The organism is Paenibacillus sambharensis, from assembly GCF_003233845.1.
Classification (GTDB): domain Bacteria; phylum Bacillota; class Bacilli; order Paenibacillales; family Paenibacillaceae; genus Paenibacillus_I; species Paenibacillus_I sambharensis.
Genome location: NZ_QKRB01000048.1, coordinates 24,509 through 43,006, shown reverse-complemented (window position 1 = coordinate 43,006; position 18,498 = coordinate 24,509). Strand labels below are relative to the sequence as shown.

17 protein-coding genes are annotated in these 18,498 nt (G+C 55.2%); 16 read left to right on the top strand and 1 reads right to left on the bottom strand.

Going from position 1 to position 18,498, the window contains the following annotated elements; genetic code table 11:
• Nucleotides 1-122 precede the first annotated feature (122 nt).
• From mfd to DNH61_RS15870, 9 genes are all read left to right on the top strand, one after another.
• Nucleotides 123-3,653, top strand: coding sequence for a transcription-repair coupling factor (gene mfd / locus DNH61_RS15910; RefSeq protein ID WP_111147675.1), 3,531 nt, complete (start codon nt 123-125; stop codon nt 3,651-3,653).
• Nucleotides 3,640-4,809 carry a peptidylprolyl isomerase gene (locus DNH61_RS15905; protein WP_111147674.1) on the top strand — a complete coding sequence of 390 codons (1,170 nt, stop codon included), beginning with the start codon at nt 3,640-3,642 and terminating at the stop codon, nt 4,807-4,809. Before mfd ends, DNH61_RS15905 begins: the two co-directional genes overlap by 14 nt.
• Nucleotides 4,810-5,220: 411 nt before the next feature.
• Nucleotides 5,221-6,498 (top strand): urea ABC transporter substrate-binding protein, encoded by a 1,278-nt coding sequence (gene urtA / locus DNH61_RS15900; protein WP_111147673.1) that lies wholly within the window; start codon nt 5,221-5,223, stop codon nt 6,496-6,498.
• A gap of 118 nt (nt 6,499-6,616) precedes the next feature.
• Complete coding sequence (gene urtB, locus DNH61_RS15895) at nt 6,617-7,525, top strand: urea ABC transporter permease subunit UrtB (RefSeq protein ID WP_111147672.1); 909 nt, start codon at nt 6,617-6,619, stop codon at nt 7,523-7,525.
• Nucleotides 7,526-7,585: 60 nt separating this feature from the next.
• Nucleotides 7,586-8,692, top strand: a complete 1,107-nt coding sequence (gene urtC, locus DNH61_RS15890; RefSeq protein ID WP_111147671.1) for an urea ABC transporter permease subunit UrtC — start codon at nt 7,586-7,588, stop codon at nt 8,690-8,692.
• A complete protein-coding gene (gene urtD, locus DNH61_RS15885; RefSeq protein WP_111147670.1) occupies nt 8,640-9,425 on the top strand; it encodes an urea ABC transporter ATP-binding protein UrtD in 786 nt (261 codons plus the stop codon). Before urtC ends, urtD begins: the two co-directional genes overlap by 53 nt.
• Nucleotides 9,403-10,098, top strand: a complete 696-nt coding sequence (gene urtE / locus DNH61_RS15880) for an urea ABC transporter ATP-binding subunit UrtE (protein ID WP_111147669.1) — start codon at nt 9,403-9,405, stop codon at nt 10,096-10,098. Before urtD ends, urtE begins: the two co-directional genes overlap by 23 nt.
• Before the next feature lie 395 nt (nt 10,099-10,493).
• On the top strand, nt 10,494-11,036 hold the full coding sequence (spoVT, locus tag DNH61_RS15875) for a stage V sporulation protein T (RefSeq protein ID WP_111147668.1): 543 nt from the start codon (nt 10,494-10,496) through the stop codon (nt 11,034-11,036).
• A 202-nt stretch (nt 11,037-11,238) separates the two neighbouring features.
• On the top strand, nt 11,239-13,002 hold the full coding sequence (locus DNH61_RS15870; protein WP_181438739.1) for a polysaccharide biosynthesis protein: 1,764 nt from the start codon (nt 11,239-11,241) through the stop codon (nt 13,000-13,002).
• 252 nt (nt 13,003-13,254) lie between these two features.
• Here DNH61_RS15870 and DNH61_RS26110 read toward each other — a convergent pair whose 3' ends face one another.
• Entirely contained in the window at nt 13,255-13,551 is a 297-nt protein-coding gene (locus tag DNH61_RS26110) for a hypothetical protein (RefSeq protein ID WP_146241051.1), read from the bottom strand.
• A 191-nt stretch (nt 13,552-13,742) separates the two neighbouring features.
• Here DNH61_RS26110 and yabN point away from each other — a divergent pair, with 191 nt between their 5' ends.
• The 7 genes from yabN (at nt 13,743) to DNH61_RS15835 (ending at nt 18,039) form a co-directional block, all read left to right on the top strand.
• Complete coding sequence (gene yabN, locus DNH61_RS15865; RefSeq protein ID WP_111147666.1) at nt 13,743-15,245, top strand: bifunctional methyltransferase/pyrophosphohydrolase YabN; 1,503 nt, start codon at nt 13,743-13,745, stop codon at nt 15,243-15,245.
• Nucleotides 15,246-15,430: 185 nt separating this feature from the next.
• A complete protein-coding gene (locus DNH61_RS15860; protein WP_111147665.1) occupies nt 15,431-15,703 on the top strand; it encodes an HU family DNA-binding protein in 273 nt (90 codons plus the stop codon).
• A 3-nt stretch (nt 15,704-15,706) separates the two neighbouring features.
• Nucleotides 15,707-15,997: an RNA-binding S4 domain-containing protein gene (locus DNH61_RS15855; RefSeq protein ID WP_111147664.1), complete on the top strand. Its 291-nt coding sequence runs from the start codon at nt 15,707-15,709 to the stop codon at nt 15,995-15,997.
• A gap of 170 nt (nt 15,998-16,167) precedes the next feature.
• Nucleotides 16,168-16,452 (top strand): sporulation protein YabP, encoded by a 285-nt coding sequence (gene yabP, locus DNH61_RS15850; protein WP_111147663.1) that lies wholly within the window; start codon nt 16,168-16,170, stop codon nt 16,450-16,452.
• Nucleotides 16,449-17,051 (top strand): spore cortex biosynthesis protein YabQ, encoded by a 603-nt coding sequence (yabQ, locus tag DNH61_RS15845; RefSeq protein WP_245948206.1) that lies wholly within the window; start codon nt 16,449-16,451, stop codon nt 17,049-17,051. Before yabP ends, yabQ begins: the two co-directional genes overlap by 4 nt.
• A gap of 12 nt (nt 17,052-17,063) precedes the next feature.
• On the top strand, nt 17,064-17,384 hold the full coding sequence (locus tag DNH61_RS15840) for a septum formation initiator family protein (RefSeq protein WP_245948205.1): 321 nt from the start codon (nt 17,064-17,066) through the stop codon (nt 17,382-17,384).
• Between the two features lie 136 nt (nt 17,385-17,520).
• On the top strand, nt 17,521-18,039 hold the full coding sequence (locus DNH61_RS15835; protein WP_111147662.1) for a S1 domain-containing RNA-binding protein: 519 nt from the start codon (nt 17,521-17,523) through the stop codon (nt 18,037-18,039).
• Nucleotides 18,040-18,498 lie beyond the last annotated feature (459 nt).

Here is an 18,498-nt window from a genome sequence, read left to right as displayed (position 1 = left end):
GATGCCGAGGCTTCTTTTTCCTGTTTGAACCGGACTCTCGTAAACGCGCCTAATCTCTCTGATGGTTTAGGGGCGTTTAGTTGCATGTTGTCCTTTTTTATAGAAGCGAGGTGCCTTGTACGTTGGAAACATTAATAAAAGCAGTAGCTGCTGATCCGGATTTCCAGAACGTGTTAGCGGGTTTTGAGAGCGGTATGCGTGAGCAGATGGTATCTGGTCTGGCCGGTTCCTCCCGCCAGCTGTGGATGGCGGCGCTGCAGCAGAAGATGGACCGGCCGATGCTGGTTGTGACACACAATATGTTTGCAGCGCAGAAGGTTGCGGAAGATCTGGTTGAATGCTTGTCTCAGGAGCAGGTACTGCTCTATCCGGCCAATGAGCTGGTTGCGGCCGAGGCCGCCATATCGAGTCCGGAAACACTTGCCCAGCGGATGGAGGTTCTGATCCGGTTGTCGCAAGGGTTTCGGGGCGTTGTTGTTGTTCCCTTCTCCGGCGTCCGCAGGTACCTCCCGATTCGCGAGGTAATCGCGCAAGCTCAAATCCCGATTAAGGTCGGCGAGACGATGGCTATGGAAGCGTTTTTGCGGCGGATGGTAGAGTTGGGTTATGAACGGGTAGACCGGGTGGAGAACAAGGGAGAGATCAGCGTGCGCGGCGGTATCGTCGACTTCTATCCGCTGACGGCCCCTGCTGCTTACCGGGTGGAGTGGTTCGATGACGAGATTGATTCCATCCGTACCTTTGATCCGGCCGATCAACGGTCGATTGACAAGGTAGAATCGTATACCGTCCCGCCATGCAGGGAAGTAATTGCAGATGAGCGGCGGATGCAGAATGCCGCGCAGCATGCGGGCGAGCTGCTGGAGCGGCAGCTGGAGAAGATGACGGACCGGCTGGCCAAGGAGAGGCTGCGCGAGGAGATTGGCTCCGAGCTAGAGAAGCTCCGCCAGCAGATTCAGTTCCCTGAGATGTACAAGTACATCTCCCTGCTCTACCCCGAACGGGAAACCTTGTACGACTATATGCCGCAGGACACGATGCTGGTTATGGATGAACCGACCAGACTGATTGAGACAGCGAAGCAGCTGGAGCGGGATGAGGCGGAGTGGGCGACTCATCTTCTGCAGAATGGCAAATCGCTGCCGGGCTTTGTACTGGCAAGAGAGACGGAGCCTATTCTGTATCAGAGGCCTTTCCCGACGCTGTTCCTGTCTTTGTTCTTGAGGCAGATTCCGCATACCCAGCCGCAGAACATTCTGAACATCGTCAGCCGGGCGATGCAGGACTTCCATGGCCAGATGAATGTGCTCAAGGCCGAGATGGAACGCTGGCGCAAGGCGGGGGCGAATATCCTGATGCTGTCGGGTACACCAGAGCGGATGGATCGGATGAAGCGGGTACTGATGGATTACAGCATCGATCTGCCGACGATGGTGGAGGGCAACCTGCAGAGCGGATTTGAGCTGCCGTCTTCCCATCTGGTTGTCATCACGGAAGGCGAGATGTTCTCGCAGAAGCAGCGCAAGGCGCGCCGCGTGGACAAGAAGATTGACAACGCGGAACGGATCAAGAGCTATACCGAGCTGAAGGTGGGCGATTACGTTGTCCATCAGAATCACGGAATTGGCAAATACGTTGGGATCGGAACACTGGAGATCGGCGGCATTCATAAGGATTATCTCCATATCCTGTACGCGGGCGGCGATAAGCTGTCCGTGCCGATCGAACAGATCGATCTGATCCAGAAGTACGTGGGTAATGAGGACAAAGAGCCGAAGATCTATAAGCTTGGCGGCAATGAATGGACTCGGGTCAAGAACAAAGTTCAGTCATCTGTCAAGGATATCGCGGATGACCTGATCAAGCTCTATGCCCAGCGGCAGGCATCCGAAGGATTTGGCTTTCAGCAGGACACACCTTACCAGAAGGAATTCGAAGAGATGTTCCCCTATGATGAAACAAGGGACCAGCTGAGAGCCATTGAGGAAATCAAGAAGGATATGGAGACACCGCGTCCAATGGACCGGCTGCTGTGCGGTGACGTGGGCTACGGCAAGACGGAGGTTGCGGTACGTGCGGCTTTCAAGGCAGCCATTGAGGGCAAGCAGGTTGCGGTACTGGTTCCAACCACGATTCTGGCCCAGCAGCATTACGAAACCTTTAAGGAGCGCTTCTCCGGCTATCCGTTTAATATCCAGGTGCTGAGCCGTTTTCGCTCCCGTAAAGAACAGAACGATACAATGAAGGGCATTAAGGCCGGTACGGTGGATGTCGTTATTGGTACGCATCGTCTGCTCTCGCAGGACGTAATCTTCAAGGACCTGGGGCTGCTTATTGTGGATGAGGAGCAGCGCTTCGGCGTGTCCCACAAGGAGAAGCTGAAGAAGCTGAAGACGAACGTGGACGTGCTGACGCTGACAGCGACGCCGATCCCGAGAACGCTTCACATGTCGATGCTTGGCGTGCGGGATTTGTCTGTTATCGAGACGCCGCCTGAGAATCGTTTTCCTGTGCAGACCTATGTAGTTGAGTATAATACCTCCCTTGTGCGGGAGGCGATTGAGCGAGAGCTTGCCCGCGGCGGACAGGTATATTACCTGTACAACCGGGTTCAGGGAATCCACCAGATGGCCGAGCAGATTACAGCGCTTGTTCCGGATGCCAAGGTGGCGGTGGGCCACGGTCAGATGACGGAGCAGGAGCTGGAGAAGACCATTCTTGATTTTCTGGATGGGGAATCGGACGTGCTGGTAAGCACCAGCATTATTGAGACCGGGGTCGATATCCCGAACGTTAATACGCTGATTGTGCATGATGCAGACAAAATGGGCCTCTCCCAGCTGTATCAGCTGCGCGGCCGTGTCGGGCGTTCCAACCGGATTGCATACGCCTATTTCACCTACCAGCGTGACAAGGTGCTGACAGAGGTGGCGGAGAAGCGTCTGCAGTCGATCAAGGAATTCACCGAGCTTGGCTCCGGCTTCAAAATCGCCATGCGCGATTTGTCCATCCGGGGTGCGGGCAACCTGCTCGGCGCGGAGCAGCACGGATTTATCGCTTCGGTCGGCTTTGACCTTTACTCCCAAATGCTGGCCGACGAGATCGCCAAGCGGAAAGCGGAGATGTATGGCGAGGGCGCTGAGACGGTGAAGGAAGTGAATACCCAGATTGACCTCAGCATGGATGCTTATCTGCCTTCGGATTATATCTACGACAGCATTCAGAAGATTGAGATCTACAAGAAGGTTGCAGTCATACGCAGTGTGGAGGAGACGGAGGATCTGCGCGAAGAACTCGTGGACCGCTTCGGAGACCTGCCCGAGGCTGTCGACAACCTGTTGTCAGTCGCCCGGCTTAAGGTATACGGAAGAGAATATGGAATTGAGCAGATCACCCAGCGCGGCGAGGACCTTATTCTGAAATTCGCTGTCTTCGAGAGACAGCGGATGGACAACAAGAAAATTGACAAGCTTTGCCTGGCTTTTGAGAACCGGTTCATGCGCTCTGGCACAGCTGAAGGCGAGCAGCCGATCATTCAGCTGCTTGGCAAAGGACTGGCTGACCATGAGAAATTGGAAATGCTTGAACGTTTTCTGTTACAATACAGGGAAGCGCTAAAACCGAAAGGGGAACTACAAAATGCTCTTCAATAAACGCAAATCGTCATGGCGGCAAGGCTTGCTGCTTGTTGTGGCGGCACTCCTGGTCCTGACGATGGCGGCAGGCTGCGGCAAGAAGGATAATACGAATACAACAGGTGGCGGTAACACTCCGGCAGCAGAAGAGACCGACGCTACGATTGTGGCCACTTATAAAGATGGTGGACAAGTTACCGAAACAGAATTTAACAAGTACATCGCCCTGCAGCAGATGACAGATCCTCAGAATGCGATGTATCTGATGATCCCGCAATACAAGGAGCAAGAGCTTAAGCGTTATATCGTGTACAAGGAATATGAGAAGAAGGCAACCGAAGAACAGCTTAAGACGGCGGAGGAACAGGCTGGAACCTTCCGCAAGAATATTGAGGATGCTCTCAAGGAAAATGAAGAGTTGAAGAAAACCATGTCAGACAGCGGTTTGACGGTTGATGAGGCAGTAAACGTCGCCAAGACGATGCTGGCGGCAAGCGCAGTAATTGAAGCGAAGAGAGTGGAGTTTGCCGAAGGTATTACAGAGGAAGACCTGGAAGCTGCGTTCAAAGAAAAGCAGGCTGACTACACGGTCGCGACTGTCCGCCACATCCTGGTGGGCACAATGGACCCGGCCACAGGCGAACAGAGCCGTACAGAGGAAGAAGCACTCTCCAGAGCCATTGAAGTGAAGGAGAAGCTTGAGAAGGGCGGCGACTGGGGCGAGCTTGCCAAGGTCTACTCCGACGATACGGGCTCCAAAGAAAATGGCGGCCTGTATGAGGAACAGCAGGTTAATTCTTGGGTAGAGGAATTCAAGAATGCTGCTATTACTCAGGAGATTGGCGTAATCGGCGATCCGGTTAAGACGACGTACGGTTACCATGTCATGAAGGTAGAGAAGCGCGAAGAGGTTACCTTCGATAAGCTGACGCAGGAACAGAAAGACCAGCTTCGCGAATCGATCGCGGTTGAGAAGCTCAATGAGTTCATGACGCAGGAGCAGGAGCAGCTGGAGATCAAGGTTACGCTTCCGCAGGAAGAGCCTGCCCCAGCTGATGCCGGTAATGCGGCAACGGAAGGTAATGCAGGCACTGATGCATCCGGTAATGCCGGTGCTGAAGGCGAGCAGGCAACAGAAGGCAACGCAGCGACAGAAGGTAATACAGCCGAGTAATTGTGGCTGCTTACTCTAAAGAGAGAGCCCTTGGCATTATGCCAAGGGTTTTTTTGTATTATTCCAAAGGCAAGTATCCAGATGAGGGGTTTTCCAGTAACAGGATAAAGACGAACAAAGGGAGCATTGTTTAAGTAAAAATTAAATGTAAACTACGTGTAATGTTTTCGGGAATCCGGAGTAGAAAGTGACATACTTTAAATCAATATGATAGGTATTTTTACGTAATTTCGCTTAATCGCCGACAGTCTGTAGTTCCCTGAGCATATTTATTGTGTAATGGCATATTTTTATGTAAGATATGTTGACATATAAGCAAGGCCGCGTCTATAATAAACCCACGAACAAAACACCTGGCGAGACGATCGAACGTTCGGAAACTACATACAAACGATTATGGGGAGTGGGAGCATGAGAAAAAGAGTATGGTCTTCGGTCTTGCTGTTGGTATTGTCGCTGAGCCTGATACTGGCTGGCTGCGGTTCAAACAATGGAGGTACGGCCCCTGCCAGCAGCGGTGCCGAGACGGCTTCAGGCACCAGCAGCAGCGGTTCATCAGATAATGGCAGTGAAATCAAGGTCGGTATCCTTCACTCACTCAGCGGAACGATGGCGATCAGTGAGAAATCCGTACATGATGCTGAGCTCATGGCGATTGAAGAGATCAATGCCAAGGGCGGCGTGCTCGGCAAGAAGCTGGTTCCGGTCATTGAGGATGGCGCCTCGGATTGGCCGACCTTCGCTGAGAAGGCACGCAAGCTGATCTCCGAGGATAAAGTGGCCACCGTGTTCGGCGGCTGGACATCGGCAAGCCGTAAGGCGATGCTTCCGGTCTTCGAAGAGATGAACGGCCTGCTCTGGTATCCGGTACAGTATGAAGGGCTCGAATCATCGCCCAACATCTTCTACACTGGCGCAACAACGAACCAGCAGATCGTGCCGGCTGTGACCTGGCTGCTGGAGAACCGGGGCAAGAAATGTTATCTGCTGGGCTCTGATTATGTATTCCCGCGTACCGCCAACAAAATTATTAAAGAACAGCTGAAGGCAGAAGGCGGAGAGCTGGCAGGCGAGGAGTATACCCCGCTTGGCCATACCGATTACAGTACGATCATCAGCAAGATCCAGCAGGCTGATCCGGATGTTGTCTTTAACACACTAAATGGTGACAGCAACGTGGCATTCTTCAAGCAGCTGAGGGATGCGGGCATCACGGCACAGGACATGACGACGCTGTCTGTGAGCGTTGCAGAGGAAGAGATCCGGGGTATTGGAGCTGATGTGCTGGAGGGCCATCTGGCGGCATGGAACTACTACCAGACAACGGATACACCGGAGAACAAGACATTCGTTGAGAATTATAAAGCCAAATATGGAGCGGACCGTGTTACGGCTGACCCGATTGAAGCCGGATATACAGCCGTGTATCTGTGGGCTGCTGCCGTTGAGAAAGCAGGTTCGACCGATATAGCAGCTGTGAAGGAAGCGGCGAAGGGACTGGAATGGAGCGCGCCGGAAGGCAAGGTCACGATTGACGGCGAGAACCAGCATATTTACAAGCCGGTCCGGATCGGCGAGGTGCAGGCGGACGGACAGTTCAAGGAACTGTGGAGTACAGGGGAGGCCGTTAAGCCGGACCCTTACCTGAAGGGCTATGACTGGGCGGCAAGCTTAAGCTCCGGCCGTTAAACGGGGGCAGGCTGTTATAGCTTTCATGGAGGGGGAGTGTCCGGCCGGAAGCTAGGCGGGATGCTTCCCTTCCCTCATACCCTAGTACTTGGGGACCAGGAAGAGAAGGGGTGAATGTATGGAGGTCTTGTTCCTTCAGCTGTTTAACGGAATCAGCGTAAGCTCCATTCTGCTGCTCATCGCCCTCGGGCTGGCCATTACGTTCGGCTTAATGAATGTGATCAACATGGCGCATGGCGAGCTGATTATGATTGGAGCTTACTCCACCTATGTTACACAAAATATATTTATGGACCTGTTTCCTGAGTCCATGTTCGGCTGGTACTTCGTGCTGGCTATACCGGTCAGCTTCCTTATCGCATTCGTGATCGGTCTTATTCTGGAGTTTACGCTAATCCGCTTCCTCTATGGCCGGCCGCTCGACAGCCTGCTGGCGACTTGGGGTGTAGCGCTTGTGCTTCAGCAGCTGGCCCGTACAATCTTTGGAGCACCGAACGTCGGTGTCACAAGCCCCTCCTGGCTGAACGGCGGCTTAACGGTTCTGGACGGTGTTGTGTTCCCGTATAAGCGGCTGTTCATCATCGCACTTGTGGCGGTCACCTTGTTCATTATGTATCTGTACATCTATCGCTCCAATGCAGGTCGCAGGATGAGAGCGGTTATGCAGAACCGTGATATGGCAGCTTGTCTGGGTGTTTCAACACGCCGGGTAGACGCGCTTACCTTCGCGATCGGTTCAGGTATAGCGGGAATCGCCGGCTGTGCCCTGACCCTGCTGGGGCCCATTGGGCCTTCGCTTGGCACTTATTATATTGTAGATGCGTTTATGGTAGTTGTGCTGGGCGGTGTGGGCAAGCTCATCGGAACGGTATTCGGCGCGCTGGGGATTGGCGTCACCAGCACAGTGTTCGAATTCTGGACAACGGCATCGCTTGGCAAGGTGCTCGTCTTCGTCTGTATCGTGGCTTTCCTGCAGTGGCGGCCGAGAGGGCTCGTGGCAATGCGGACCCGTCAACTGGATTCCTAGCAGTTGGCGAGTGTATCCGTACATGGCTCTGACAAGAAACGATGAGAGGTGTGATGCAGTGTGCAACTGCGAACATTAACACCGCAGCGGATCTATATTCTGATCGGCTATGCGGTGGCGGCAACTGCGCTGTTCTGCGCGCCGCTATATCTAAACGACTTCCGCCTGAATTTGCTGGCCAAATTCTTGGCATTCGCCATCGTGGCGCTCGGCCTTGACCTCATATGGGGCTACACGGGTATTCTCAGTCTTGGCCATGGCGTATTCTTCGGACTTGGCGCCTATGCGATGGCTATGTATCTGAAGCTTGAAGCAAGCGGCGGGCGGCTGCCGGATTTCATGGAGTGGAGCGGGTTGGCTTCGCTTCCTCTGTTCTGGAAGCCGTTCGAGAGCTTTGGCTTTGCTGTGGCGGCCGGGCTGCTCATACCCGCCCTGCTAGCCCTGTTTCTTGGTTATTTTACCTTCCGTAACCGGATTAAGGGAGTATACTTTACGATCCTGACCCAGGCGCTGGTCATCATCACAACAACCCTGTTTATCGGCCAGCAGGCCTTAACGGGCGGAACGAACGGCCTGACCGGCTTCTCTACCTTGTTCGGCACGCCGCTGGCGGGTGAAGGAATGAAGCACACGCTGTACTATGTAACAGCAGTTCTCCTGATCGCGGCTTTCGTCCTCTGCCGTTTCATTGTGAAGAGCCGCTTCGGCAAGGTGCTGCGGGCCGTTCGTGACGGGGAGAACCGGGCGCGGTTCATCGGCTATAATCCGGCAGTATACCAGATGGTTGTATTCAGTATATCCGGCGCGCTGGCAGGACTTGCGGGCATGCTGTTCGTTCTGCATGTGGGAATCATCTCCCCTTCCATGATGGGCATCGTGCCGTCTATCGAGATGGTGCTGTGGGTAGCTATCGGCGGCAGAGGAACATTGGTGGGGGCTGCGCTAGGCGCGATCCTGATGAATGCTGCGAAGAGTGTATTCAGTGAGAATTATCCAGATGCCTGGCTGTTCTTCCTTGGCCTGCTGTTCGTCATCGTGGTCGTCTTCCTGCCCAAGGGCCTAGTCGGATTGTTCTCACGCATTACATTCCGCAAGCGAGAGGAGTCTGAGGAGCATGAAGCAGCGGCAGCAATCAGCCATCCTGCAGTGCGAGCAGGTAACGGTTGAATTTGACGGATTTAAGGCCGTTCAGGGCATGAACCTGCATCTGGAGCAGGGGGAGCTGCGGTTTCTGATCGGTCCTAACGGCGCAGGCAAGACAACGATTCTGGATGTGATCTGCGGCAAGGTGAAGCCAGCCTCCGGCAAGGTGGTCTTCAAGGGTGAGGTTGATATTACGAGGAAGAAGGAGCACCAGATCGCGGAGCTTGGCATCGGCCGTAAGTTTCAAACGCCGTCCATTTTCCCGACGATGACGGTGTTCGAGAACCTTGAGATCGCGATGAGCCAGAACCGTGGGGTCTTTGCTGCGCTGAGAGCGAAGATGACACAGGCAGACCGGGAGCGGATTATCGCCCAGATGGTGATGATCGGCCTGGAGCGCAAGGCGGACTGGCGGGCAGGCCTGCTCTCTCACGGGGAGAAGCAGTGGCTGGAGATCGGGATGATGCTGCTTCAAGAGCCGGAGATCCTGCTGCTGGATGAGCCGGTGGCCGGGATGACGGATAAGGAGACGGATAAGACAGGCGAGCTGCTGCACGAAATCGCCAAGTCCCGATCGGTCGTTGTCGTGGAGCATGACATGGAATTCGTGCGGAATTTTGCGAGCAAGGTAACGGTCATGCATGAAGGAAAGCTGCTGAAGGAAGGCTCCATGGAAGAGGTACAGGGAGACGACCGGGTCGCGGAAGTGTATCTTGGAAAAAGGCGGGATGCCGATGTTAGCCGTTCAACAGCTTGAATCAGGATACGGGGAAAGCATCATTTTGAGGGATGTATCGCTGAAGGTGCAGCCTGGCCAGGTGGTCTGTCTGCTTGGACGCAACGGTGTCGGCAAGACGACACTGATGCGCAGCATCATGGGCGTGCTGAAGGCACGCAAGGGGTTGGTATCGTACAATGGGAAGAACCTGACGAAGAAATCGCCGGGTTTCCGGGCAAAGTCTGGAATCGGCTACGTGCCGCAGGGCAGAGAGGTCTTCCCGCAGCTGACGGTCTATGAGAATATTCTGCTCGGCCTGGAGGCAAGCTCAGGTAAAATCAAGGAGATTCCGGCAGATGCCATTGCCAAATTCCCGGTGCTTCCGGCCATGTATGAGCGGCGCGGCGGCGACTTAAGCGGCGGTCAGCAGCAGCAGCTGGCCTTCGCCAGGGCACTTGCTTCCCGGCCGGAGGTTCTGCTGCTGGATGAGCCTTGCGAAGGCATTCAGCCCTCTATCGTGGACGACATACGGGACGTGATCCGCTCCATTAAGGAGGAGGGCCAGACAGCGATTTTGCTGGCGGAGCAGAGTCTTGATTTTGTGAAGAGTGTAGGGGATTACTTCTATATCCTGGAGAAGGGCGCCATTGCCTGGGAGGGCGGCCTGGAAGCTTTAAGCGATGAGGTTATTATGCGGTATTTGACGGTATGATCTTCAGAAACAGACATTCTGCAGCGTGGCTGCGGCGGATGTCTGTTTGTTTGTGTTCGGGCGAGATCCTGGGTTTCCTGGAGCGAAATTGGACGAAGGTATAGTTCATGCCCTCCGGTAACAATCTATAACTGTAATGGCGAGAATGCTGCAGTCTCCGCAGCCGAAGTGCCTAGAGTCAGAGCTGGTATGCCCATGCCTGTTGGCAGGTGCAGCATCAAGGCCGAGCGCGGAATCGGGAAGGGCAGATGAGCGTGTATAAGAAAATGGGAGGGGATGAATACTATGGTCAGATTCGCAAGCACCTTTCGCCGCATGGTATTCCCTTATTCCAATAAGGCAGACCGTATCCTCCAGTCAATTCTAAATCTTCAAGGAAAGTGGGGCATCTAGATATGAAAGCAACTGGAATTGTTCGCCGTATCGATGATCTCGGACGTGTGGTTATCCCTAAGGAAATCCGCCGCACGCTTCGCATTCGTGAAGGAGATCCGCTCGAAATTTTTGTTGACCGCGACGGGGAAGTCATCCTCAAGAAATACTCGCCGATCGGTGAGCTTGGAGATTTTGCCAAGGAATACGCGGAGTCGCTGTACGAAAGCACCAACCATACCACGATCATCTGTGACCGCGACACCATCATTGCTGTTGCCGGTGCATCGAAGAAGGAATTTCTGGAGAAATCCATCGGTTCCACACTGGAGCAGTGCATGGAAAGCCGCAAGGCGGTAGCAGAGGAAGATGGCGGTTCCTTCGAGATTGTCAAGGATACTAGTGATGAATACAGCTCGCTCGTCGTGGCGCCGATTATCGCGGGCGGCGATCCGATTGGGGCCGTGGCGCTGCTCAGTAAGGAAGAGAATGTGAAGATGGCAAATATGGAAATCAAGATGGCCGAGACGGCAGCCGGATTTCTGGCTAAGCAGATGGAGCAATAAACCGTTTACTTATAAAAAGATGAAGCTTCCCTGTAATCACGCCAGCAGATGGCGTTCCGCAGCGGAAGCTTCTTTGTGTTAATTGGAGGAATGCCGGGCTCTTCATGGATATGTGTTCGCACCGGCCCTGACCGGGCCGTATAATTGGAGTATAATGGTCTCAATTATACTAGGGCGAATGGACAGGCGGTGGAGAGCGGCAATGGAGCAGATGGGCAAGCAGCCGAAGGCAGAGGGGACAGGGGGGATGCGGACGGGGGATACAGGACAGACGGAAAGGGATGCTGCCCGCAATTCGTGGTTGCAGGGGGCAGCCGTGCTGGGAGCTGCGGCGGCACTCTCGAAGCTGCTGGGCACGATTCAGAAGGTCCCGCTGCAAAATATCGCGGGAGACCGTGTGTTTGGTCTCTATAATGCGGTATACCCGTTCTACCAGCTGCTGCTGTTCCTGACCGCGGCGGGAATACCGGCGGCCTTGTCACTGCTGGTTGCCGAGCGGGTAGAGAACGGAGACAGCGGACAGGGCCTGGTCCGGGCGGCCATGGTCTGGCTGGCAATCAGCGCGGCGGCGGGATTTGTCCTGATGTGGTTCGGAGCGGGCGCAGTAGCCCGGATGGTGGGCGACGAATTGGCACAGCCGGCAATCAGGGCATCTGCGCTTGCGCTGTTCAGCATGCCGTTCGTGGCGGCATTACGGGGATATTTTCAGGGCCGGCAGCGAATGCTGCCCTCCGCGGTCTCACAGGTAACCGAACAGAGCTTCCGGGTGGCCGCCATGCTGACCCTGCTGCTGCTCGGATGGAGCTGGGGCTGGAGTGATGCCATGCTGGCTGCTGGCGCCACGGCAGGCTCCGCAGTAGGAGGAGCGGCTGGCCTTGCGGTCATGCTGCTCTTCTGGCTGGCAGAGCGGAGAAGCGGACTGCTGGGCTTGGGGAGCGGCGCGGCGGCAGCGGTGAATGTAAGAAGAGATGCAGAGCTTGATGACAAGGCGGGAAGGTTTCACAAGAGGGAAGCCTTCCCAGTGCAGCAGGCGAAGAAGAACGGTCTCGGGCCGGACATGGGACTGCTGCTGCGGGTCGGCCTGCCGGCAGCCTTCGGTGCGGCTGCGGTTCCGGTAGCAGGGATAGTCGATGCGTTCACGGTCCCCAGATTGCTCAGCGGAGAGGGCATGATCGCCATGGAGGCGATGCGGCAGTTCGGCCTGTACAGCAGGGGCCAGACACTGGTTCAGCTTGTGGTCATGGTGGCTGGTACGATGGCAGGCGCACTGGTGCCGGCACTGGCGGCAGCCAGGCTGCGGGGAGATCGGGAAGCGGTGAAGGGGCAGGCAGGTCTGGCGCTTGGCCTCGCCTGGCAGGTTGGGGCGGCGGCAGCCTTGGGGCTTGTACTGCTGGCGCCATCCATCAACATCATGCTGTACACGGACAATGAAGCGGGGCGGACGTTCGCCTGGGTGAGCGCCACAGCTCTTGCGGGGACGCTCAGCGCGGTGACGGCGGCGATGCTGCCTGCCCTCGGCCGCATCAAGCTGCCGGCGCTGCTGATTCTGGGCAGCGCGGCTTGCAAGGCAGGCCTGAACGCGGTGCTGGTGCCCGCGTTCGGCATCGAAGGCGCCGCCTGGGCAGGCTTTGCGGCGCTTTCGGCCGCCGCGCTGCTTGGCGCGGGCGCTGTGCGCCGCGCCGCCGGCGGCGGCCCTGCCGTGCCCCGCGCTGCTGCGGGCACGGCCCTTGCGCTCGCGTGCATGGCCGCGGCGCTGCTTCTCACCGAGCGCGGCCTGCCGGCGCTGCTCGGGCTCTGGCCGCTGCCCCTGCGGGCGGCAGCGGCTGTCCACGCGCTGACGGGCACAGCCGTCGGCGCGGTGGTGTTCGCCGCCGCGCTGGTGCTGGGCGGCGGCATCGGCGCGCGCGAACTGCGCGCGCTGCCGGGCGGCTCGAAGCTGGCCGCCCGGCAGCGCCGCGGCCGCTGACATGGCCGCAGACCTTCCACGAGCTGCCGCCTAAAGGATCACTTCTCCTTCCATAGCAGCTCGTATGTCACGCTTCCCTCTTGCTCGCCGCTGGAATCGGTCCACTTGATCTTGAATTCCAGTGCAGGGATTTCCTTGTTTAATGCAATGTTTAGAAACTGGAACCCCTCACCGGGATCAATCTGGGGGGACTCCAATATGCCAAAAGCGGCGGCAGCTGAAACGTCAGTAACACCCTTAGAACCTTGGTACTTAACATTTAGATCTATCTACTTCCCAGTCGTAGGTATCGGGGTTTCTTGAGACTCCATCAAGAAAGACAGACCAGTTGTGCAGGTTGACACTCGACGTCTCCCGGTAGGAGAATTCCTCTATTTCAGGAGTGTTCTCATTTGGCTGTTGCAGGTCTGATGACTGGCTATTATTCGTACAACCCAGTACTCCAGAAATTGCAATAATCAGCAGCAAGACAAGCGATTGACGAAAGGGAATTAATCCGGGTACTGAAACTCTGCTGGCTGATTGGCCAGATAAACCGTATTTCAACATGTGTTATCCTCCTCTTTTATTGGATTATATACCATTTAAAACCACCGCCTCTACAACAATACAAGGCAGCCTGTCCATCTGTACGGCTGAATACCGGGGTTTCAACCAACACGCCGGAGGGCTATAATATAAACGCACAGCTTCTATGTAGGAACATACTGGAAGCGGCATGATTCATGAGGAGGATTGGCATGCAACCAACCATAACGGTTGCCGGGCTAGGGTCCGGCGATGAAGAGCAGCTGACGCTTGGTGTCTGGCGCAGGCTGCAGGAAGCGAAGGTGCGCTACGTTCGTACGGACAAGCATCCGATGATGAGCCTGTTCGCTAAACACGGGCTGTCCTATACATCCTTTGACTCGATGTATGAACAGATGGATTCCTTCCCCGATGTATACGAGGCGATCGCATCGGCTCTTATAGAGGCCGCTAAGTCGGGTGACCCGGCCATAAGCGATGACAGCGGGTCCGTCTTCTATGCGGTTCCCGGCCATCCGATGGTCGCCGAGCGCACCGTGCAGCTGCTGCGGGAACGCTGCCCGGAGGCAGGCATCTCCCTGAACATCCTCGGCGGAGAAAGCTTTCTCGATCAGGCCTTCGTCCGGCTCGGCTTTGACCCGATTGAGGGCTTCCAGCTGCTGGACGCGGGGGAACTGCACCAATCCCTCCTGCAGCCCAAGCTTCACACGGTAATTGGACAGGTCTATGACCAGTTTACGGCCTCAGATGTGAAGCTTACCTTGATGGAGCGGTATCCCGATGATCATCCCGTGACTGTCGGGCATGCGCTTGGTGTTACCGGCGAGGAGAAGATTGAAACCGTGCCGCTGTATGAGCTGGACCGGCTGGAGGGCTATGGCAACCTGTCGCTGATCTGGATACCCCGTTCGGAGGACGACCGCCTGCTGAACAGGTCCTTCGACCGTCTGCATGAGATCGTCTCGATCCTGCGCAGTCCGGAGGGATGTCCGTGGGACCGCGAGCAGACCCACCAGTCCATACGGAAGAACTTCATTGAGGAAACGTATGAAGCGCTTGAAGCCATCGACAACGATGACCCGTCCGGCATGCAGGAGGAGTTTGGCGATGTGATCCTGCAGGTCATGCTGCACAGCCAGATGGAGGAGGAGCAGGGTGTATTCAGTGCCTATGACGTGATCCAGTCGCTGAATGAGAAGCTGATCTTCCGGCATCCGCATGTATTTGGCAAGAGCGGAGCGGACAACGCGGAGGAAGCGCTGCAGAACTGGGAAGAGATGAAGGCCGAGGAGAAGAAGCGCAAGGGCATCAGCCGGGAAGGGCAGTCGCTGCTGGCCGGTATACCGAAGGACCTGCCGGCGATTATGAAGGCGTATAAGCTGCAGAAGAAGGCTGCGAAGGTAGGCTTCGACTGGGATGATCTGGAGCCTGTACTGGCGAAGATTGAGGAAGAAACCGCTGAGCTGCGGCAGGCGATTCGGGACGGAGACAAAGAGGAGCAGGCCCGTGAGCTGGGTGACTTGCTGTTTGCTGCCGTGAATGCTGCCCGGTTCATCGATGCCGATCCCGAGGAAGCGCTCGCCGGTACGAACTTGAAATTTATGCGCCGCTTCGCTTATATTGAAGAGCAGCTCCGTATAAGCGGCCGCACATTTGACGAGACTGATTTACAGGAAATGGACCGCTGGTGGGAAGAAGCGAAGCGTGAATCCTAATTATTTCGTCAAAAATCGTCTTTTTTCACCAAAAATCGAAAAAAACTTCTCGGAGCAGCAGGAGTTTTCCAGGATCGGGAAGAATACTACACCTTGAAGTACCCTATGAAGGGCCATACATAAGGAACAAGGCGCTGCAAGCGCGTCTGGCCTTACTTAATTTTATTGCTGGGAGGCAACTCATAATGAACAAAACAGATCTGATCAACAACATTTCGGACAAAAGCGGATTGACTAAGCGTGACGTGGAAGCGGTACTGAACGGTTTCCTCGGCGAAATTACAGAAGCGCTCCAAAACGGCGACAAAGTACAGCTGATCGGCTTCGGTACATTCGAAACCCGCAAGCGTTCCGGTCGTACAGGCCGCAACCCGCAAACAGGCAAGACAATCGAAATTCCGGAATCCAACGTTCCAGCATTCAAAGCCGGCAACAAACTGAAGGAAGCTGTTAAGTAAGGAATGCGACTGGATAAATTCCTCAAGGTATCGAGACTGATCAAACGCCGCACTGTAGCAAAGGATGTATCCGAGCAGGGCCGCGTATGGATCAATGGTCGGGAAGCGAAGGCGAGCAGCACCGTCAAAGCCGGCGACGAGCTCGCCATCCAGTTCGGGCAGAAGATCGTGACGGTCCGAGTGGACCGGATTGCCGATACGACCCGTAAGGACGAAGCAGCCGAGCTCTATACCTTGTTGAAAGAGGAAGCCCGCAAGCCGGATAACAGTCCGGAGGGCGGCAGCCTGTTCTAGTCTGGCTTCGTGTCAGGCAAGCGTGAAAGTCCCGTTAACGCGGGACTTTCTTTTTTATTCACGCAGGTGTTTCACCCCTGTTCAAATCGGGTAATGCACCTATGCCGTCACCCGGTTCTAAATCTTGTCCCTCCTCCATATGCATGTAGTAATGAAGGAGGGGCCGAGCTATGAATGAACATGGAAAATCCGCCAAGCGCCAGGAAGTCAAGATGCTGAACCGTAAGGTCCTGGAGCTGACCGGCGTCAGTAATGTCGAGAGCTTTGACAGCGAGGAATTTTTGCTGGAGACCGAGTGCGGGTTTGTGACCGTACGCGGACAGAACCTCCACATGAAGCATCTCAGCCTGGAGCAGGGCCTCGTTGCGATCGAGGGACTCGTCCATTCCATCGCCTACCTGGACGGGACAGCCGCAGACAAATCCAAGGGCTTTCTGGGCAAGCTGTTTAAGTGAACCTAGAGATCCAATTCTTGTCGCTGGCTGTAATGATGCTGTCCGGGATTGGAATGGGGGCGGCTTTTGACGGCTACCGCGTCGTATCGAATCAGCTGCGGATTGGCCGTATATGGGTTCCGGTTCTGGATTTGCTCTATTGGACAGCGGCAACACTGATCGTATTCCGCATGCTGATCGCAAGCAATGACGGAGAAGTCAGATTCTATGTGTTTCTTGGTTTGTTTATTGGCATCAGCTTTTACTTCTGGCTGCTTAGCCGGACGATGATCCGGATTGTCGAATGGCTCATGGAGGCGCTGCGCCGTTTATGGACGGCGGCTGTCCGAACCTTTGAGCTGCTGATCATCAAGCCGGTGATACTCGCCTACCGGCTCCTGAAGATAACAGCGGGATTTCTGATTGTTTGCACTATGTTCCTCTTCCGTATTGTGGTACAATTGTTACGTCCGTTTTGGCTTTTCCTATCCTGGATTTTTAAGCCCTTGGTCCGGCCTTTATGGGACTGGATGAAGCAGGCAGGGGGAAAGCTGGGACTGCCCGGGCTGATCGCCCGTATCAAGGCGTTCATCGAACGGATACGAAACCATAAGTCCTAGGAGGTACATAGCGTGGCCAAAGCCCAAACATCCAATCGGACAACCACACACCCTGGTTCCAAGCGTCGTCTGAAGATCTGGTTTGCCTTTGTTGTGCTGTTTATGGCATGGGCTCTCTATACCCTCTTCAGTCAGATGGAGCAGCGCGGCGAGACCGAGATGAAGCGGCTTGCGCTTCAGGAGACCCTTGCGGAAGCAGAGGCGGAGAGTGCGAGGCTGCAGAAGCAGGTTGAGCGGCTGAACGATTCCGAATATATTCGGGAGCTCGCTCGCAAGCATGGCTATATTCTGCCGGGTGAACAGCCGATCCAGGTCACCGAAGCTGGAGAGTAATACGGGCAACCGTCTGTTGACCTTAGTTCCGGCGTTCGGGTATAATCACGGTAGATATACCAAGAAGTAAGAATCAATCCGATTATGGTATGGTTCATTTGCTTTGCAAAAATCTTAGGGAGGAACATTTTATTCTATGGCAATTGAAGTGGGAGCCAAATTAGAGGGCAAAGTGACAGGCATAACGCATTTCGGAGCATTCGTCGATTTGTCGGGGGGTGTCACGGGGCTCGTTCACATTTCGGAAATTGCCGATAATTACGTCAAAGACGTCAAAGATCACCTGAAGATTGACGATGTTGTCAAAGTGAAAGTGATCAATGTGGACAAGGACGGAAAAATCGGACTTTCTATTAAACAGGCAATCGATCGGCCGGAAGGTTATGTACCACCGCAGCGTGGTGGTGACCGTGGCCCAGGATTCAGCGGACCTCGTCCCGGAGCTGGACCCCGTCCAGGCGGCGGACCCCGTCCCGGAGCTGGACCGCGTCCTGGAGGAGGCGACCGTGGAGGACGTCCCTTCAAGGCTGCCCCTGGCAAACCATCCTTCGAGGATAAAGTCTCCCGCTTCTTGAAAGACAGTGAAGAACGTATTTCTTCCCTCAAGAAAAACACGGAGTCCAAGCGTGGAGGCCGTGGCGCGAAGCGAGTGTAACCAATCTTTATAGAATCGTATGAAGTACGCCGTCCCTCACAAGCAGGGACGGCGTACTTGCGGAAGGGCTGTACGGCGGCGATTGCTGCAGTACAGCCCTTCTTCGTTTGCTTGAAGGCGCCAATATTCTTTCTTTTGGTACAGACCAAATACTTTCCCGTATATCTCCATCATCTCCGACAGGTTCGGACGGCTTGCACCCGCGAACATATGAACGGTTACCCCGGTTTTTGTTGAACAAGCCGCCTGCCTGAGTTCCAGAATGCAGCCTCCAAACATGCACAGCCACTGGGCTCGCCTACCGTTTGACACGCCTGCCGGGCCGAGGAGCTTTTGTCGGAAAAAACTTTCCTCTTCCCTACGGGTTATGACAAACATCCCCCATTCCCAATTTTATAATGAGTAACACTCAGAGCGGTAAGGGCTGCAGCGAAAGTCTGAAGGCCCGTCCATCCATCA

What these genes read in the sequence shown, in the direction of transcription:
- DNH61_RS15905 (WP_111147674.1), top strand. Translation starts at nt 3,640, where the DNA reads ATGCTCTTCAATAAACGCAAATCGTCATGGCGGCAAGGCTTGCTGCTT.
- urtA (WP_111147673.1), top strand. Translation starts at nt 5,221, where the DNA reads ATGAGAAAAAGAGTATGGTCTTCGGTCTTGCTGTTGGTATTGTCGCTG.
- urtB (WP_111147672.1), top strand. Translation starts at nt 6,617, where the DNA reads ATGGAGGTCTTGTTCCTTCAGCTGTTTAACGGAATCAGCGTAAGCTCC.
- urtD (WP_111147670.1), top strand. Translation starts at nt 8,640, where the DNA reads ATGAAGCAGCGGCAGCAATCAGCCATCCTGCAGTGCGAGCAGGTAACG.
- urtE (WP_111147669.1), top strand. Translation starts at nt 9,403, where the DNA reads ATGTTAGCCGTTCAACAGCTTGAATCAGGATACGGGGAAAGCATCATT.
- spoVT (WP_111147668.1), top strand. Translation starts at nt 10,494, where the DNA reads ATGAAAGCAACTGGAATTGTTCGCCGTATCGATGATCTCGGACGTGTG.
- DNH61_RS15870 (WP_181438739.1), top strand. Translation starts at nt 11,239, where the DNA reads ATGGAGCAGATGGGCAAGCAGCCGAAGGCAGAGGGGACAGGGGGGATG.
- DNH61_RS26110 (WP_146241051.1), bottom strand. Translation starts at nt 13,551, where the DNA reads ATGTTGAAATACGGTTTATCTGGCCAATCAGCCAGCAGAGTTTCAGTA.
- yabN (WP_111147666.1), top strand. Translation starts at nt 13,743, where the DNA reads ATGCAACCAACCATAACGGTTGCCGGGCTAGGGTCCGGCGATGAAGAG.
- DNH61_RS15860 (WP_111147665.1), top strand. Translation starts at nt 15,431, where the DNA reads ATGAACAAAACAGATCTGATCAACAACATTTCGGACAAAAGCGGATTG.
- DNH61_RS15855 (WP_111147664.1), top strand. Translation starts at nt 15,707, where the DNA reads ATGCGACTGGATAAATTCCTCAAGGTATCGAGACTGATCAAACGCCGC.
- yabP (WP_111147663.1), top strand. Translation starts at nt 16,168, where the DNA reads ATGAATGAACATGGAAAATCCGCCAAGCGCCAGGAAGTCAAGATGCTG.
- DNH61_RS15835 (WP_111147662.1), top strand. Translation starts at nt 17,521, where the DNA reads ATGGCAATTGAAGTGGGAGCCAAATTAGAGGGCAAAGTGACAGGCATA.